Origin of the sequence: Halobellus sp. H-GB7, assembly GCF_030848585.1 — an archaeon.
Lineage (GTDB): Archaea > Halobacteriota > Halobacteria > Halobacteriales > Haloferacaceae > Haloquadratum > Haloquadratum inordinatus.
The window spans coordinates 22,838-39,464 of sequence record NZ_JAVDDW010000014.1 but is presented as its reverse complement, the minus strand read 5'-3'; the positions used below and the strand labels follow the sequence as shown (position 1 = coordinate 39,464).

18 protein-coding genes are annotated in these 16,627 nt (G+C 63.6%); 13 read left to right on the top strand and 5 right to left on the bottom strand.

Annotated elements, in window-relative coordinates; genetic code table 11:
* The first annotated feature begins 32 nt into the window (after positions 1 to 32).
* The 10 genes from RBH22_RS16550 (at position 33) to RBH22_RS16505 (ending at position 11,759) form a co-directional block, all read left to right on the top strand.
* Positions 33 to 458, top strand: coding sequence for a VOC family protein (locus tag RBH22_RS16550; protein ID WP_306678357.1), 426 nt, complete (start codon positions 33 to 35; stop codon positions 456 to 458).
* 179 nt (positions 459 to 637) lie between these two features.
* Positions 638 to 805: a hypothetical protein gene (locus RBH22_RS16545; RefSeq protein ID WP_199723065.1), complete on the top strand. Its 168-nt coding sequence runs from the start codon at positions 638 to 640 to the stop codon at positions 803 to 805.
* 989 nt (positions 806 to 1,794) lie between these two features.
* Positions 1,795 to 3,054 (top strand): orc1/cdc6 family replication initiation protein, encoded by a 1,260-nt coding sequence (locus tag RBH22_RS16540; protein ID WP_306678354.1) that lies wholly within the window; start codon positions 1,795 to 1,797, stop codon positions 3,052 to 3,054.
* A 456-nt stretch (positions 3,055 to 3,510) separates the two neighbouring features.
* Positions 3,511 to 4,893 carry a phosphopentomutase/phosphoglucosamine mutase gene (locus RBH22_RS16535; RefSeq protein WP_306678352.1) on the top strand — a complete coding sequence of 461 codons (1,383 nt, stop codon included), beginning with the start codon at positions 3,511 to 3,513 and terminating at the stop codon, positions 4,891 to 4,893.
* A gap of 463 nt (positions 4,894 to 5,356) precedes the next feature.
* Complete coding sequence (locus RBH22_RS16530; protein ID WP_256289298.1) at positions 5,357 to 5,860, top strand: hypothetical protein; 504 nt, start codon at positions 5,357 to 5,359, stop codon at positions 5,858 to 5,860.
* Positions 5,857 to 7,476 (top strand): UbiD family decarboxylase, encoded by a 1,620-nt coding sequence (locus tag RBH22_RS16525; RefSeq protein ID WP_306678349.1) that lies wholly within the window; start codon positions 5,857 to 5,859, stop codon positions 7,474 to 7,476. Before RBH22_RS16530 ends, RBH22_RS16525 begins: the two co-directional genes overlap by 4 nt.
* Positions 7,473 to 9,017, top strand: coding sequence for a UbiD family decarboxylase domain-containing protein (locus RBH22_RS16520; protein WP_306678347.1), 1,545 nt, complete (start codon positions 7,473 to 7,475; stop codon positions 9,015 to 9,017). The genes RBH22_RS16525 and RBH22_RS16520 overlap by 4 nt, the downstream gene beginning before the upstream one ends.
* A gap of 2 nt (positions 9,018 to 9,019) precedes the next feature.
* Positions 9,020 to 10,066 (top strand): MBL fold metallo-hydrolase, encoded by a 1,047-nt coding sequence (locus RBH22_RS16515; protein ID WP_306678345.1) that lies wholly within the window; start codon positions 9,020 to 9,022, stop codon positions 10,064 to 10,066.
* A gap of 100 nt (positions 10,067 to 10,166) precedes the next feature.
* A complete protein-coding gene (locus RBH22_RS16510) occupies positions 10,167 to 11,321 on the top strand; it encodes an acyl-CoA dehydrogenase family protein (RefSeq protein ID WP_306678343.1) in 1,155 nt (384 codons plus the stop codon).
* 6 nt (positions 11,322 to 11,327) lie between these two features.
* Positions 11,328 to 11,759 carry a pyridoxamine 5'-phosphate oxidase family protein gene (locus RBH22_RS16505; protein WP_256289293.1) on the top strand — a complete coding sequence of 144 codons (432 nt, stop codon included), beginning with the start codon at positions 11,328 to 11,330 and terminating at the stop codon, positions 11,757 to 11,759.
* Between the two features lie 149 nt (positions 11,760 to 11,908).
* Here RBH22_RS16505 and RBH22_RS16500 read toward each other — a convergent pair whose 3' ends face one another.
* Genes RBH22_RS16500 through RBH22_RS16480 form a run of 5 tightly spaced genes read right to left on the bottom strand, consistent with a single transcriptional unit; the run spans position 11,909 to position 14,450 of the window.
* Positions 11,909 to 12,181 carry a hypothetical protein gene (locus tag RBH22_RS16500; RefSeq protein WP_256289292.1) on the bottom strand — a complete coding sequence of 91 codons (273 nt, stop codon included), beginning with the start codon at positions 12,179 to 12,181 and terminating at the stop codon, positions 11,909 to 11,911.
* Entirely contained in the window at positions 12,178 to 12,957 is a 780-nt protein-coding gene (locus RBH22_RS16495) for a Phenylacetic acid catabolic protein (protein ID WP_256289291.1), read from the bottom strand. The genes RBH22_RS16500 and RBH22_RS16495 overlap by 4 nt, the downstream gene beginning before the upstream one ends.
* A complete protein-coding gene (locus RBH22_RS16490) occupies positions 12,954 to 13,157 on the bottom strand; it encodes a phenylacetic acid degradation PaaB family protein (protein WP_121570033.1) in 204 nt (67 codons plus the stop codon). The genes RBH22_RS16495 and RBH22_RS16490 overlap by 4 nt, the downstream gene beginning before the upstream one ends.
* Entirely contained in the window at positions 13,154 to 13,528 is a 375-nt protein-coding gene (locus RBH22_RS16485) for a metal-sulfur cluster assembly factor (protein WP_121570034.1), read from the bottom strand. Before RBH22_RS16485 ends, RBH22_RS16490 begins: the two co-directional genes overlap by 4 nt.
* A gap of 1 nt (position 13,529) precedes the next feature.
* Entirely contained in the window at positions 13,530 to 14,450 is a 921-nt protein-coding gene (locus tag RBH22_RS16480; RefSeq protein WP_306678340.1) for a Phenylacetic acid catabolic protein, read from the bottom strand.
* 260 nt (positions 14,451 to 14,710) lie between these two features.
* Between RBH22_RS16480 and RBH22_RS16475 the strand changes: the two genes are divergently transcribed.
* From RBH22_RS16475 to RBH22_RS16465, 3 genes are all read left to right on the top strand, one after another.
* Positions 14,711 to 15,196 carry a GNAT family N-acetyltransferase gene (locus RBH22_RS16475; protein WP_306678338.1) on the top strand — a complete coding sequence of 162 codons (486 nt, stop codon included), beginning with the start codon at positions 14,711 to 14,713 and terminating at the stop codon, positions 15,194 to 15,196.
* Between the two features lies 1 nt (position 15,197).
* Entirely contained in the window at positions 15,198 to 15,482 is a 285-nt protein-coding gene (locus RBH22_RS16470) for a 2Fe-2S iron-sulfur cluster-binding protein (RefSeq protein ID WP_306678336.1), read from the top strand.
* 320 nt (positions 15,483 to 15,802) lie between these two features.
* Positions 15,803 to 16,624 carry an enoyl-CoA hydratase/isomerase family protein gene (locus RBH22_RS16465; protein WP_306678334.1) on the top strand — a complete coding sequence of 274 codons (822 nt, stop codon included), beginning with the start codon at positions 15,803 to 15,805 and terminating at the stop codon, positions 16,622 to 16,624.
* Positions 16,625 to 16,627 lie beyond the last annotated feature (3 nt).

Below are 16,627 nucleotides of genomic sequence, written 5' to 3'. Positions count from 1 at the left end.
GGCTCTTTCAGCCCCCCAGTCCGAGACGCGGTATGGCCGAACCCGCCGCACACCACGTCGGCATCACTGTCTCGGATCTCGACCGCGCCGTCGCGTTCTATCGCGACGTACTAGGACTCGACGTCCTGACCCGGTTTTCCGTCGGTGGCGACGCGTTCGCGAGGGGCGTCGACGTCGACGGCGCGAGTGCCGATTTCGCTCACCTCGATGGCGGCGGCGTTCGGATCGAACTCGTGGCTTACGAGCCAACCGACGAGACGCAGGCCGAATCCGAAATACACCTGAACGCGCAGGGCGCAACGCACGTCGGCCTCTCCGTCGACGACGTAGCGGAGTTCTACGCCGAACTCCCTGAGCGCGTCGAGACGCTATCGGAGCCCCAAACGACCGAAAGCGGAACGACCATCTTCTTCCTCGAGGATCCCGAGGGGAATCTGATCGAGATACTCTCGACCTGAGGAATTTTTTCGTCGAGACCGACCACGGAACCATCACGATCGATAGTCAAGTATCCAGGATTCGAGGTGAATATTAAATGATTCTTCAATACGGATCCGGATACGTGGATGAGAAATAAAAAAACCCGAACGAGTACTGACGAAGCCTCATAACGATCCGGATACTACGAGGAAATACAATGGCTACTGCAAGCAAAAAGAACCACGCCCGCGGTGAATCGACCGAGACCGACTTCTATCTGCCTGCCGCGTCGATTTCGACGGCCCTCGACAAAGCCGGTTCTATCGTCAGCCGGCTCACGGGCGGTCACGGCGTAGTGCTGATCCCCGACTCGTACAACAAGTAATTGGACGCTCCCGCTTCGCGGGTGACGCGATGACTTATACTGAGGCAGGAGAATCTCTCTTCCCCCCTCCCTCCACTATGTCCGCTGTTCTCCGTCGATAGACGGGACGGTTCTGTCCGGATAGCGCATACGTCTCCAACGTGGATCTGTCACGATTCGCAGAGAGACGATGCGACAGGGCGCTCTGACTGATTGGGCACCCTCACGACGATGCCGAGCGGGCACACCACTATGTCCGCTGTTCTAGGTAGGATTCCGATAGGGGAAGCATCCGAGTGCAAGACACATTTTACCAGAGATAGAGCAGAGACGAGATCAACGAACCCTCCCCCTCCACTATGTCCGCTGTTCTGCCGTACCCCTTGGTCGTGTTTGCGGTGTCACTTGCAGACGGGGGAGCACACACCCCCTCCACTGTGTCCGCAGTTCTGGCGCCTAGAGGTGGTGAGGGGTGGGATAGATATTGGAGATCGTCGTGCAAACCCAAACGTCGCAGATTAGCTCAAAAACCGTCATAAGACGCGTTTTCAGTGAAGAAAGAGTAACTAGAACGGAGACGCTAATTGAGAACAGACGAGCGGAACCCCCGACGAGGCAGCTGACGCAAGTACTATACTGCCGTCGATGACACCCACCACGATGTCCGCTGTTCTGTCTATTAGCCCGTAGCCAGGTCAGTGTCGGTTCGTAGGAACCACGCACCCAACAGTTCAGTAGGTGGCGTACGGCCAACTGCATCTACCGTACGATCGGAACGCTAGCGACTACTAGGTCAAGTAGTCGCTGTGTTTTCACCACTACGGACCCCATCATCTGCAGCTATAATAAAACCAACGAAAATAATACTCCAATTATTTCCTTCCCTTCTTTGTGCTCTGAACAGCGGACATAGTGGAGGGGGTGTGTTCCCCGAGATGTTTATAAAGAACGAGAACAGCGGACACTGCGGACACGGTGGTTTTATTATCCTCGTGGCATATCAACGACGTATGGTCCTCTTCGAGCGGGACAACGAAATCTATCGCGACCGGGACGCCTTGCGGGAGGACTACCAGCCCGACGAGCTCGTGGGCCGGGACGAGGAGCTCCAGACGTACCAGGCAGCGCTCCAGCCCGTGATCAACGGTGAGCAGCCGAACAACATCTTCCTCTACGGGAAGACCGGTGTCGGCAAGACAGCGGCGACGAAGTACCTCCTTTCACACCTTCGAGAGGACGCCGCACAGTACGACGACATCGACCTCTCGGTCATCTTTCTGAACTGCGACGGTCTCACGAGCTCCTATCAGATTGCGACACGTCTCGTCAATAGCCTCCGCTCGGAAGCGAACCAGATCTCCACGACCGGATACCCGCTCGCGTCCGTCTACGAGATGCTCTGGGAGGACCTCGACGCCCGCGGAGGGACTGTCCTCGTCGTCCTCGACGAGATCGACCACGTCAACGACGACAGCATCCTCTATCAACTGCCTCGGGCTCGGGCGAACGGTGACCTCGAAACAGCGAAGGTCGGGCTCATTGGTATCTCGAACGACTTCTCCTTCCGGGACGACCTCTCCCCGAAAGTCAAGAGCTCGCTGTGTGAACAGGAGATCCACTTCCCCGCGTACAACGCGGAGAATCTGCGTGCGATCCTCGAACAGCGCGGCGACGTCGCGTTCCACGACGATGTCCTCAGCGACGAGGTCATCCCGCTCTGTGCGGCCTACGGCGCGAAAGACGCCGGTGACGCGCGCCAGTCGATCGACCTCCTGATGAAAGCGGGCGACCTCGCCCGCGACGAGGAGACCTCGGTCGTGACCGAAGAACACGTGCGGCGTGGCCGCCGTGCACTCGAACGCGGCCGCATTAAGGAGGGGATCAACGGATTGACCGAGCACGGTCATCTCGTTCTGTACGCGCTCTTGACGCTGGATCTCGACGGCGAGGCGCCGGTCCGCTCCCGCGACGTGCGTCCGCGCTACACGCGCTTCGCGGAACTCGCGAATCGTGACCCGCTCGTCCCGCGTCGGATGCGGGATCACCTGAGCGAACTCGCGATGCTCGGCATCGTCTCCGTCTCCGAACGCAACGAGGGTCGCCGCGGCGGGACGTACCGAGAGTACGCGCTCGATATGGACGTCGAACTCATTCTCTCGGCGATGATGGAGACGGTGGAACTCGTCGGCGTTCACGATTCCATCGCGTCCTACGTCGAGGAGGACGACGCCGACGGGAGCCCCACGCTCGAAGACTTCACGGAAGTCTGAGGTCACCGTCGATTGCCGCCGGTTCGTCTCTTCTGCGCCGCCCGCCACACCACTATGTCCGCTGTTCGGACCCGTTCGCCGCTGTTGCCGACCATTTCTCGGGATCCGCCAGTCTGCACCCCACCGTGTCCGCTGTTCGACTCCGATCGCCACTGTGTCTGGCCCTCTGGTTCGCGGATAACAGCGGACACAGGGGTGTGGGGGTGTTGGTATACGAGCCGAGTCCGTAGCTTTCGTTTAAATTCTGCTCACGCGTAACAACAGTTCGACGTACCCTGCACTCGACAGTTGTGTTCCTCCTTCTCATATCTATTCAGTAATTGTGTTCGCCAGTTTTGTTCATTAATTGTGTTCACTAACTACATTTGCTGTTTTTATTTACCGGTCACGTTTTGTCACCCACCTAAAAGCGATCCCGCTGCTTATAACGAGTTACCCGCATTGTGTACCCAGTGTATGTTCGGGACGAGTGGGATTCGCGGCCCAGTTGGAGATGTCGTCACGGCCGACCTCGCTCTCGACGTCGGGAGAGCGGTCGCAACAGACACTCGGACGGTCGTCGTCGGCCGCGACGCGCGGACGACGGGCGCGGTTCTCGCCGACGCCCTTTCGGCCGGCCTGCGCGAGTGCGGTACAGACGTGATTCGCCTCGGCGTCGTTTCGACGCCGACGCTCGCGCGAAGCGTAGAGTGGTTCGACGCCGACGCCGGAGTCGGAATCACGGCATCGCACAACCCCGCACCAGACAACGGAATCAAACTTTGGACACGCTCTGGGCAGTCGTTCCCTCCCGACCAGACGGCCGCTATCGAGGATCGACTCGCGTCGGACGTGGTCGACCACGCTGCCTGGGATGGCTTCGGTACTGAGACGAACGCCGCCGCCGACCCCTCCCAGCGTCACGTCGACCGCCTCGTCGACGTGTTCGACCCGGGCGGGGATCAGCCTCTCACCGATCTCTCGGTCGTCGTCGATCTGGGCAACGGTACCGGACGCGCCACCGTCGATGCGCTCTACGAACTCGGCGCGACGGTTCACACGCTCGACGGGCAACGCGACGGTCGCTTCCCGGCGCGAAAGAGCGAACCGAACGCCGATACCCTGACCGCTCTCGCGGCCGCGGTACCGGCGCTGGATGCCGACGTCGGGATCGCGCACGACGGCGATTCGGACCGGATGATGGCCGTCACGGGCAGTGGCGAGTTCGTCCCTGGCGACCTCCTCTTGGCACTGTTCGCACGCGACGCTGTCGAACGCGCGAGGACGAACGCCGAGTTCGCTGACACGGCCCCGCACGTCGCGGTCCCGGTCGACACGAGCCTCGTCGTCGCCGACGCCGTCACCGGCGCCGGGGGCGACGTGGAGTACACCCCAGTCGGCGACGTCCACGTCGCCGAAGCGGCCAGCGACGAGGCGTTCGTCTTCGGCGGTGAGCCGTCGGGGGCGTGGATCTGGCCGGGCGAGACGCTCGCTCCCGATGGCCACCACGCGGCGCTCAGTCTCGCGGTGCTCGTCCAGCAGCGAGGCCCACTCGCTGCGCTCGTCGACTCCCTGCCGGCCGAACAGTTTACGACTCGCCGTGCGAACGTCGAAGTCGACGACCGGGCCGAATCGATGACCGCAATCGAATCGGTCTTTCGTGATCGCTTCGACGAGATCGATACGATCGACGGACTGCGCGTCGAGACCGACGAGGGATGGTTCCTCGTCAGGCCGAGCGGGACAGAACCGCTCGTTCGAGTGACTGCGGAAGCACGCGAGGAGAGCCACGCCGACGAACTTCTCGAGCTGGCGCTGGAAGTTGTGAACGCGGAGTCAGTCGGGGCAGCAGACGCGTAGTCGTCGCGTGGCCGCTGTCTGTACCCGACGCTTGGCCCATTGCCAACGCGATTTGTAGCTCTCTCCACTCCCTCGTATGCCTTGCCTGAACAGCGGACATTGTGGTGTCCCTGGACGGTAGTATACTAAGCCGAATATCTATATAGGAAATAAATAATCGAATATTTCGAAACAATTCCAATTAATATATTATATCCTAATTATCTGTAGAAGTCTACATTACCGCTCTCATACGACTCAAAATCTATTTTCAGAAATTGGTACAAAATATATTTATTCTAAGTAACTGTCGACGCGGCGTCGGTCAATTCGGGTCGTCGTCTCACCAGATGATGGATTGTGGTAGTGTGTACATCCGAGTGTTTCGGCGATCGAAGTTCGACCGCACCGGGAAGGCTTTATGTTGGCCCGCATCCGGAGTATCTGGTATGAATACGGTGGCCGGCCACGGCGGGGATGTCGCGTGAGCGACCAATACATCACCTCCGAGGATCACCTGCCCGCCGACACCGACGGCGAACTCACGTTGCAGGTGATGGACCAGGAGACGAAACATATCTTCACCACGCGGGCCCGCATCGCTCGCGACCCAGCGGAGCTAACCGACCCAGACCCGCTTACCATCCTCCGAGGCCCTCACGAGAACCGCGAGGAGCAGTGGTACATCCAGATCATCGAGACGGACGTCGGCGAAGCCAGCGTCGACGAGACGGTGCTGAAAGAGTGTTTCGAGGAGAGTCAGGAGGGCTCGAACGTCTTGACCGCCCGGGGCGAAGACGTCAAGACGTTGGTCTCGTACCTGGTGGAGACCGGAGAGTACGATTCGGTCTCGACCGCAGTCCGGTCGCTGCTGCGCGATCACCTCTCCGAGACGCGCCCCGAACTCGTGGAACGCTACGTCGACCTCCGAACCGAACGCGAACGCGAGGAGATGGAACTCAAACTCGGCGGCGGCGAGAAGGAATGAGCCGGCCGAATAGAGATGCTGGACGACCGCCGCGTCCGGACGGAGGCACTGTCGCTGCACCGGGACCCGAGGAACCGGCCAGCAGTCTCCGAACCTACCTGGCAGGGCTGGAAGCCGTCGGCGAACTCAACCGCATCGAGACGCCAGTCTCCTGGAACCTGGAAGCGAGCGCGATCACGATGCTCGCGAACGACCGCGACGACCGCGTGCCGGTCTTCGAGTCGGTCACCGAAAGCGAGATTCCGGCCCGGCTGGTCGGTGATCCCTACCGCGGCCCACGGAACCGGCCGTGGGCCCGCCCGGCACGGGCGCTGGGGCTCCCCCCCGATCTCGACGGCGAGGAGTACTACGAACGCGTCATCGATCGACTCCGACGACCGATCGAACCGACGATCGTCGACGACGAGACGGCGCCGTGCAAGGCCGTGATCCGGCGCGGGAGCGACGCGGACCTCTTCGCGCTCCCGTGGCCGTACATCCACGCCGCCGACGGCGGCCGCTACTCGAACCTTCATACGATGGTGGCTCCCGACCCTGACTCGACGTGGACTGACTGGTCGTCCCATCGCGCGATGATTCAGGACGGCGACCGCGCGAGCGTCCTCCTGCTGGCAGGCGAGCAGACGCCAAATCTGTTCTACTACCGGTACGAGCGCCGCGAGGAACCGATGCCCGTCGCGATCGCGGTGGGCGTCGAACCCGCCGCTCAGTTCACCGCGTCGATGTGGATCCCGACCGGAAGCGACGAGGCGGCCTTCGCCGGCGGGCTGAAAGGCGAACCAATCGAACTCGTCGAGTGTACGACCAACGACCTCAAAGTGCCCGCCAGCGCGGAGCTCGTCATCGAGGGTCAGATCCTCCCAGGCGAGCGGCTAGACGAAGGCCCGTTCGGCGATTACTTCGGCTATATGCACGGTCCGCGGCGCTCGATGCCGGTCCTGGAAGTCGAGGCCGTGACTCACCGCGAGCAGCCGCTGATTCCCTTCTGCGTCGAGGGATCGGGCGTCGGCTACTCCCAGAACACGAGTTCGACGACCGAAGTCGCGTGCGTCGGTCCGGACGCGACGCTCGGTCTCCGGGCCGCTGGCTACGACGTCGAGCGCTGCGTTCCGTGGCGCTTCACCCCTCGAACGGTCTACGTCGTCTCGACGGACGTCCCGCGGCCGGGCTATCTCCACGAACTGGCGAACTTCATCTTCACTACCTGGGGAATGCTGCACGTCGACTTCTTCGTCTTCGTCGATCCCGACGTCGATCCCCTGTCGACGCGCGAAGTGCTCGAAGCCCTCGCGCTGTATGCCGATCCCGAAGAGGATTTCCACCAGTTCGGAGCCGAAGCGATGCCGAAAGTCCCACTGAACATCTATCAGACGCCCGAAGAGAAGGGGGACGCCGAGACCGGCACCTCCAAATCGAAGACGGCGAAGGCGTACATCGACGCCACCGCGGGTACAGACGCCGCCGCGCGCGACGGGGCGAGATCGGCTCCCGACGAGCAACTCCGCGAGTGCGCCCGCGAGATCCTCTCGGGTGCCGGCGTCGATCTGTCTACTGCCGACCTCGCCGGCGGGCCGAACGGCGATGTGGACTCCGCAAGCGGAGGTACCGAGCGATGACTGACTTTCGGACCCACCTCGATTCGCTCCGGGCGGCCGACGACCTCGTCGAGATCGGCGACCGCGCCCACTGGGCGGACACTGCCGCGGCGGTCGCCGGAGAAGCAGCCAGAGAGAACGGTCCGGCGGTCCTTCTGGGCAACACCGGCGGCACGGCGCGCCTCGTCAGTGGCGCACTCGGCGGGCCGGATCGCCTCGCAGTCCGTTCCCGCGAGCCGTGGTCCCGCGTCGGCGCAGCCCTGGACCTTGGCCTCGAAGCCGACTACCTCGACGTTCTCGATGCGCTGGTGGCTGCCCGGCGAGGAGGGCCGACTCCGGACACTGCACCGGCGTCAGCAACGGAGACGGGAGTCGACGTCAGATCCCTCGGCTTACCCGCTATCGACGGTGCGGACGTGCCAGTCGTCACGCTCGGTCTCGCGGCCATTCCAGCAGCGAGTGCCGACGACGGGCCGGACGCAGACGATTCGGCTGGACCCACCGTCGAGCAGACGCACTGGCTCCCCGTTCGCGGGTCGATTCACGGGAGCGATACGCTTCGGCTGTCGGTGCCGTCGGACCCCGTTCAGCACGTCACGGGCGACACGCCGATCACGATCCTGTTGGGTGCCCCGCCGGCGGCGCTCGTCGGGGCCACGATGCGGTGGGTCGGCGACTCGCACGTCGCGGGCGCGCCGCACGTCGCGAGCGCTCTCGGATCCATCTCGGTTGCAGCGACGCCAGCCGGCGCGGTTCCGGCCGCCAGTGAGGTGGTCGTCGAAGCAACGGTCGGTGACGATCCACCGACGGTCGGTGCGGACCAACGGGCGACGTCTGGTCGAGTGACTGACGACCAGCCGACGAGTGAAACCGGCCCCGCCGGCCCGCGAGCCCCGTGGGAAGACGCTGTCGCGACCACGACGTTCGAGGCGCGCGTCGAGACCGTACGAAACCGCGAGGAGCCGTTGATACCGTTCTCGCCGACCGGTGCGCCGATGGCAGACGGGCGGACGCTTCTCTCGATCATCGAGTCCGCGCGACTGTACGGCCGCGTGAACAACTACTGGGGCGTCGCGCCCGTCGAGTGGCTCGCGTTGCCGGCGGAGGCCGGCCTCGGAATCTGCCTCGTCGCGAGCGAGATTCTCTACGCCGGGTTCGAGTGGCAACTGGCGAACACCCTCTTTTCGTTCTCGCGCCTGTTCGACAAGGTCGTCGTCCTCGACACCGAGACGGCGCCGATGGATCTCGGGCGGGCCTTCGACGACATCTGGGTGAAAGCCCACCCCGCGAACGACTGGGAGTTCTCCGACTCGGAGGCGCCTGCCGCGACTGCGACCCACTACCGACGCGACGGGTCGACGGGTGCGAACGTCTACGTCAACGCCGCCTGGGACCCCCGCTGGGACGAAGAGTACATCGCACCGCGAGTCACGTTCGAGACGACGTACCCCGAGGACCTCCGTGAAGCCGTACGTACGGACTGGATGGACCTCGGATTCGACAACGGTCCCGAACACGAACCCGGCCACACAGAACGCGCGGACGATCCCCGTGAGAACTGACGATGTCTGAAGAACCCCTCGCTGTCGAACGTATCGCTCACACCGCGGCCAGTCCCGAAGGCGCAAACAGCACGTACGTCGTGCCCGACCGCGGCCTCGTGGTCGATCCCGGACCGCCGGGAGACGACTCGTGGCAGACGCTCACCGAGGAGTTGTCTGCAGTGGGTCTGCCGATCGGCGCCGTCGAGACGGTCCTCGTGAGCCACTGGCACGCGGACCACTCCGGGCTGGCTCCGCGCCTGGCTGCTGCCGCAGATGCGGAGTTGGTCCTCCACGAGGCGGACGCCCCGCTAGTCGCCGACTACGCGGTCGAGCGAACGCGCCGCGTCGACCGCGACGCCCGTCGGCTCCGCGAGTGGGGCGTCCCCGACGAGACGGTCGAGGCGATCAAATCGGGGGACGACCCCTCGCCGATGCCCGATCAGTGTCCGGTGCGAGCCGTTTCCGACGGCGACCGCATCGCCGGGCTCGAAGCCTTCCACACGCCGGGCCACACGAGCGGGCACCTCTCGCTCGCCGCGTCCGACGCGCTCTTTCTCGGCGACGCCGTGCTCCCGACGTACACGCCGAACGTCGGCGGATCGGACACGCGGATGGACGCGGCGCTCGCCGTGTATCTCGACACGCTCGACCGCATCGAATCGCGCGCTCGCAGCGTCGGAGTTGCGAGCGACGTGACCGGGGATGTTGCGAGCGACGCGACCGGCGACTCTTCTCTCCGCGCGTTCCCCGGCCACGGCTCGTCGGTCGATCTCTTGGATCGGATCGGCGTCATTCGCGAGCACCACGCCGACCGCGTCCGAGAGATGGTGCGAGCGCTCCCCGACTCCGGCCCAGGGCGAACACCCTGGGAGGTTGCGGGGGACTGTTTCGGCGAGATGACGGGAATCCACGCGAAGATGGGCGCGGGCGAGGCTGCGGCGCATCTCACGTTTGCTGCCGACCGCGGACTCGCCGTCTGCGTCGAAAATTCCTCGGTCCGCGATTCCCCGGTTCGGTACGTCGCCGCCGACGCGGACCTGTCTGACCCGCTCGCGGACCGTCGCTGAGTGTACGCTCGCCCCCCGACGAGGGCACCGAGTCGCGCGCCGGCGGTTCCGCGAGGGAAGTCACGTTACAGATAAGTCCCCTCACCGTCCAGAGGTAGGTATGACGCTACTGGAGCGCGCTCTTTCGAAAGAGCACCACGACGTTCTCGACCGTGCAGAGACGTTCACGACGGAGACGCTCGCCCCCCGCGCCGAGGAGATTGAAAAGACGCGGGAGTTCCCGCGCGACGTCGTCGAGGCCGCTGGCGACGCCGGCCTGCTCGGGATCTTGATCCCCGAGGAGTACGGTGGTCTGGGCGGCGACTTCGTCTCGTACTGCCTAGCGCTCGAACGGATCGCCGAGGAGAGCGGGGCGGTCGCCGAGATCATTCAGGGCCACACGTTCGCGATGCTGCCGATTCTGAACTTCGGCAGCGACGAACAGCGCGAGCGCCTGCTGCCGAAGATGGTCGCCGGCGAGTCCGTCGGTGCGATGCTCCTGACCGAACCCGGCGCGGGGTCCTCGCCGACCGAACTCCAGACGGTCGCCGAAGCGACCGACGACGGCTACCACATCTACGGCGAGAAGTCCTTCGGGACGAACGCGGGCGTCGCAGACGTTCACCTCGTCGTCGCGCGCAAGCGCCCCCAGCCCGAGGATTCCCACGGCGTGAGCGTCTTCATCGTTCCGAGCCCCGAGGACGTCGAGGGCTTCACCTTCGAGCGCGGCGAGTACCTCGGAATGCACGGCCACGTGACCGGCGACGCCACCTTCGAGGACGTCGCGGTCGACGCCGACGCCCTCCTCGGTCAGATCGGCGGCGGCTTCCGGATCGCGATGGGAACGATCGATATGGCGCGCACCGGCCTCGGAGCGATCGGCCTCGGCATCGGGCGGGCAGCGTTCGACGAAGCCGTCGACTACGCGGGCGACCGCGAGCAGGGCGGCAAAGCCGTCGGCGAGTATCAGGCCGTCCAGGTGCTCGTCGCCGAGATGGACTCGAAACTGGAGTCGGCCCGCAACCTCGTCTACGACTCCGCGATCCGCATCGCCGACGGCGAGGGCGACACCCGCGTCTCCTCGCGGGCGAAGTTCACCGCTAGCGACGCCGCGGAGTTCTGTGCCCGGAACGCGATGCAGATCTTCGGCGGGAAGGGCTACCGGACGGACTACCCGCTGGAGCGCTACTACCGCGACGCCCGCATCCTTTCGATCATCGGCGGCACCTCGGAGATCCAGAAGACGACCGTCGCGAGTGAGGCGCTGGGGCTCTGAGCGACGATGCCACGCAACTACGACAAGATCGCACTCACCGAGGACGAACAGGCGGACCTCTTCGAGGCGGCCGACGTCGCCCGCTTCGCCAGCGTCGGCCCCGACGGCCTCCCGCACGTCGTCCCGGTTGCGTTCACGATCGTCGACGGCCAACTCTGCTTCGAGACCGACGCCGACTCGGTGAAGGTCAAGAACGTCGAGGCGACTGGTAAAGCCGCCGCCGTCGTCGACGCGGGCGAGGCAGAGTTCAATCAGCACCGCGGAATCCAGTGGCGCGGGTCGGCGCGGGTCGTCGACGACCGGGAATTCGAAAAGGAGATCGAACGCGGGCTGTTCGGGACCGTCAAGTCCGTCCCGGACGCGGGCCGACACCAGCGCGTCAAGATCGCGCTCACGCCCGAACGGACGGTTTCCTGGGACTTCCGAAAAATCGGCTAACGGTTGCTGTAGCGACCACCGAACAACGAGAGTATTTTTCCGGTGATCGCCGGCTCGTGAGAGCGATCACCGGCGGACGGTCGCCCGCCCGTACGAAAACGGTATGGGATGACAGCAGGGTGAACGGTTGGGGAGTCGGCTGATACTGCTCAGCGCGTTCCGTCGCGCTCGCGCCCGGTGTCGGGCATCGCGCCGTCGTACTTGATCCGCTCGAAGATCGTGTGGCAGCCGTTGCAGTAGAACTGGCTCTTCGAGACCTCCGAGCCGAACGTCGATTCCAGTTCGGTGTCGGCAGACCCACAGAACGGGCAGACCGCCTCGACCTTCGCGCTCTCTTTTTGATGCTTGTCGCCGGCGGTGTCGTCGCTGCCGGGATCGGCGCGGCCACCGTCCGCGTTCGGGGTAGCGTTCGATGAACTCATTCGATCACGTACTCCTGGTTGGAGATTCCCTGTAGCTGTTCGACGACGCTCGGTTCGACGTGACCCTCGCCGCTGCGGCGGCGCGTTTCGTCCCACGCTTCGGGCTCGGGAACGTCCTCCTCGAGCGGGGGCACCGAGACGTCAGTTCCTGCGAACAGTTCCTCGTAGTGTTCGTGGAACGCGCCGCGGATCTCCGCGATCGACCGGTCCGTGAAGTCGGCGGAGACGAGCGGGTCCTCCGAGGAGCCGTAGCTCGACGGGCCGATGAACGCGAGGATGCCCGGGAAGTACCGCTCCAGCGCCGCTTCGACGGCCTCGGGCTGGTCTTCGGCCAGCGTCTCCAGACGGGCGTCGTGGTGTTCGAGGTGGAAGTACTCGTCTTCGCCCATCTTCTGGACCATTCCGGTGAAGTCGTCGTGGACGATCGCATCGAGCAGCAGCCACGCTGCGCGGTCGGCCAGCGCGACCTGCACGATGAAGGTCGGCCAGTTTTCGGCCTCCTCGTCGAGGATCGAGGCGTTCGCGTACTCCTCTGCGCTGCGGCTGGATTCGAGCCAGTCGTCTTCGACGCCCTGCTGCGTGAGCAGGCGGAACAGCTGTCGGACCTGCCCGATCTCGTCTTGGGCGTTACTGGCGCCCGAGATGTCGTCTTCGAGGTTCGGGCCCTTCAGCATCCACTCGCCGTAGCGCTGACCGAGCAGGAGCTTCGTGTCGGCGATGGCCTTCACGTAGTCGACTGCCGCCTCGGGCCAGGCGTTCTCGGCTTCGGCGCTCATCGCGCCCTCCCGCCCACGATGGGCTGTTCGTCGACTTCGAGCAGGTGTTCCTCACGGACGACGCCCATAAACTCCCAGTCCTCCTCGTCGTAGGTTCGGTGCGCGTAGATCCGTGCCAGACGGTCCGAATCGGCCTGGACCGTCCCGGCGTGGATCATATCGTCGCCGGCTCTGTGCCGGGTGAACACGTGGTATTTCATATTGCGATCCCCGCGTCTTTGAGTTCTTCGTGTGCCTTCTCGGTGAGCATATCCTTCGACCAGACGGGATCCCAGGTGATCTCGATTTCGACGTCGCTGACGCCGCGAACCGTTCGCAGCGCTGCGCGGACGTCGTCTTGGATCATATCGTACGCCGGGCATCCCATACACGGGTAGGTCATCGTCACCGTGACGTCTCCGCCGTCGGCCTCGATGTCGTAGATCATCGCCATATCGACGAGACTGACCGGGATGTGTGGGTCTGGGACGGTGTCGAGGGTGTCCCAGAGTTCCTGTTCGAACTCGTCGGCGTCCTCACCGGGGCCGATGTCGAAACCGACGGTTCCAGCGTCTGCGGCGTTCGTGCTCATCTCAGACACCCACTTTGATCTCTCCGGCCTGCAGCATATTGACGTACTTGTCGTTGGCCGGACCGCGGTCCCGCCAGCGGTCGAGTACGTCGTCCCAGCCGATCGGCTCCTCGAAGCGCCAGTCTTTGTTCTCGGCGTCGAAGGCGACTGGAGCGTCGTATTCGAGGACGTACTCGTCGGCTTCCTCGTCGTAGTGAGCGGGCACGTCGAGACCCAGGTCGTTGGCCAGCGGGACGGTGTGGCTCATCCACTCCTGGCGGAGTTCGTCGTTCGTCTTGCCCTTGATGCGGTAGTCGAGCTGGTCGGTGTTGTGCTTTTGATCGTCCGGGAGGCCGAACCACTCGATGCCCATCGGGAACATCCAGTCGACGGCGTCTTGGACGAGCCGCTTGGTCTTGTCGGACTTGTTGGAAAGCCGACGCATCCAGGTCTCGCCGTGGCGAAGGTGGAACTGCTCTTCCTTGCCGACCTTCCGCAGGGCGCGCTTCCAAGGGGCATAGGAGGTGTTCTCCTCGATGTCGCTCAGGAGCACCATCCCGGCGCGGTCGAACATCCCGTGGGCGCTGACGAGTTCGGCGAAGGTGTCGAGGTGCTGGTCGAAGCCGTAGGTGTTGCGGAACTCGTGGGGCTCACGCTCGTAGATGAGTTCCTCGCGGTCCTCCCCGAGGTCTTCCAGGAGCCGGTAGGCGATGTGGCCGTGACCGAGTTCGTCCTGAATGACGCTGACACAGGAGGCGCGGGCGTCGAGCGTCGGCGCGTTCATCGATTGCTCGTAGTACGCCGGCGCACTCATCAGCTCGGTGTCCGCCGAGACTTTGAGCGTCGCCTTCAGCGCCTTCTTATAGCCCTCTGTCATTTCGGACTCGTCTTCGATCATCCGACCGTTCTGGATCTGCTGTTTGAATCGTTTTTCCGTTGGCATGGCTTGTGAAACGCCTTCACTCCTGGGTTAGTGTGGATCGTTATTAAGGTTTCTCCCCAACGACGTATCGAGGACTCAATCTTTCGTGTGCCCCCGCGCATAGCCGCAGGCGCGCCTCCGCGCCCTATCCAGTTCCTCGCCCGCCACGGAAAGGTCCTCCATCCCTTCCCTTCGACGGTCCGATCGTCGAGTCAACCGCCAATCAGCTCCCGCCGACCTGGACGCGAATCTTTTAGGAGGACCGGTTCGGTACGGAGAGTATGGGAATCCAAACACGATATGCCACTGAAGCGGATGGCGATGAAATCTTGGACCTCTGGCACGGCTTCACCAGTCATCTCTCGGAGTACGACGAGCGATACAGCCACAGCGAAGAGGCCAACGAACGCTGGCTCCAGTACTTCGAAAATCAGCTCGTCGACTCGAAGTACGGCATCGTCCTGCTGGCCGAAAGCGACGACGCCGACGAACCGATCGGCGTTCTCGAAGCCCGCGTGATGGGTGATCACCCCATCTTCCAACTGGACAACCACGGATACGTCAACGGCCTGTTCGTTCGCGAGGACTACCGCCGACAAGGTGCGGCCGCGAAGATGCTCGAAGCAGCGGCCGAGTGGTTCTCCGAGGAACCGCGCGACGTCGACTACTACCGCATCGACGTCCTGGCGGGCGACGAAGGCGCCAAAGAGATGCTCGAAGCCCACGGGCTCGAACCGGTCGAACACGTCTACGAACAGCGTCTCTAATATGGTCGAATACTACGACGTCGAGTTCGTCGACGAGGGGCGGACCATCCAGGTCGCAGAGGACAAACCTATCCTGGAGGCCGCTGAGGAAGCCGGGCTCGATCTCCCCTACCAGTGTCGGATGGGCGTCTGTGGGGTCTGCTCGGCGATGCGCGTCGAGGAGGGCGAGGTCGAGCAGGTCGAGGGGATGTTCCTTTCCGATTCGGAGAAAGAGGAAGGATACGTTCTCACTTGCGTGGCCAAACCGCGGTCAGACCTGAAACTGCGCTCGCACGAGAGCCCCTGACTCCGCGTCGCCCCTGGCTGTTTTCTGTCCCGCTTCGTTCCTGACGATCTGCCATCACGTCGTGACCCCGGTCCGCGTATCGGAGCTGTATACAAAGATGTATACATCACTGTTTTCGGATCCTCCACGATTGTTTGACTGACTCCGACTCTCGGCATTACACACGTAACGCTGTAATGCACTGCGCGCCGAACTACCGTGATCTTGCGCCGATCGGTCAGAGCTGCCGCTTCTGTATACGATTCTGTATACGCCGGTATCGGCGGCAAGCGACGGCATCGTCGTTAAGTATTAATGGACCGACGGTGAATCGACAGACGATGTCAGACACCGACTTCGAAACCATCGAATGGTCTTACGACGAGGAGACCAGTCTCGGCCGCATCACGCTCGATCGACCCGAGGCGATGAACGCCATCAACATCCAGATGCAGCACGACCTCATCGACGCCTTCGACGCCTTCCAGGCGCTCGACGACGAGGGCGACGGCATCGCCGTACGAGCCGTCATCGTCGATTCCGCGGGCGAGAAGGCCTTCTGTTCCGGCCTCGACGTCGGCGAGATGAGCGACTTCTCGACGTACCACGAGAAAAAGCGCGTCCCGGATCTGTTCTGCGAGATGTGTGCGGCCTTCGAGGAGTACCACGCTCCGGTCATCGCGGCTGTCGACGGCCTCTGTCTCGGCGGCGGCTTCGAGATCGTGATGTCTTCGGACTTCCGCTTCGCCGTCGAAGAGGCCACGTTCGGCCAGCCTGAGGTCAACTTCGGCGTCCTCCCCGGCGGCGCAGCGGCCCAGCGCCTCACGACGATCGTCGGCGCGATGCGCGCGAAAGAGATCACGATGACCGGCGAACGCATCGGCGCTGTCGACGCGGCCGAGGAAGGCATTCTCACAGACGTTGTCGCCGACGAGGACGAACTCGAAGCGGAGGTCGACGAGTTGGCGTCCGAACTCGCAAGCAAGCCCCCGCTCGCGGTCCGCTCGATCAAGCAGGCCTCGAACATCACCCGAAACGTCGGCTACGACGCCGGGATCGAGTTCGCCAGTCACGCGTGGCCCGCTCTGGCGCAGTCAGACGACTACGCGAAGGCGATCGACGCCTTCGGCACCGACGAACAGCCCGAATTCGAGGGGAAGTGAGCA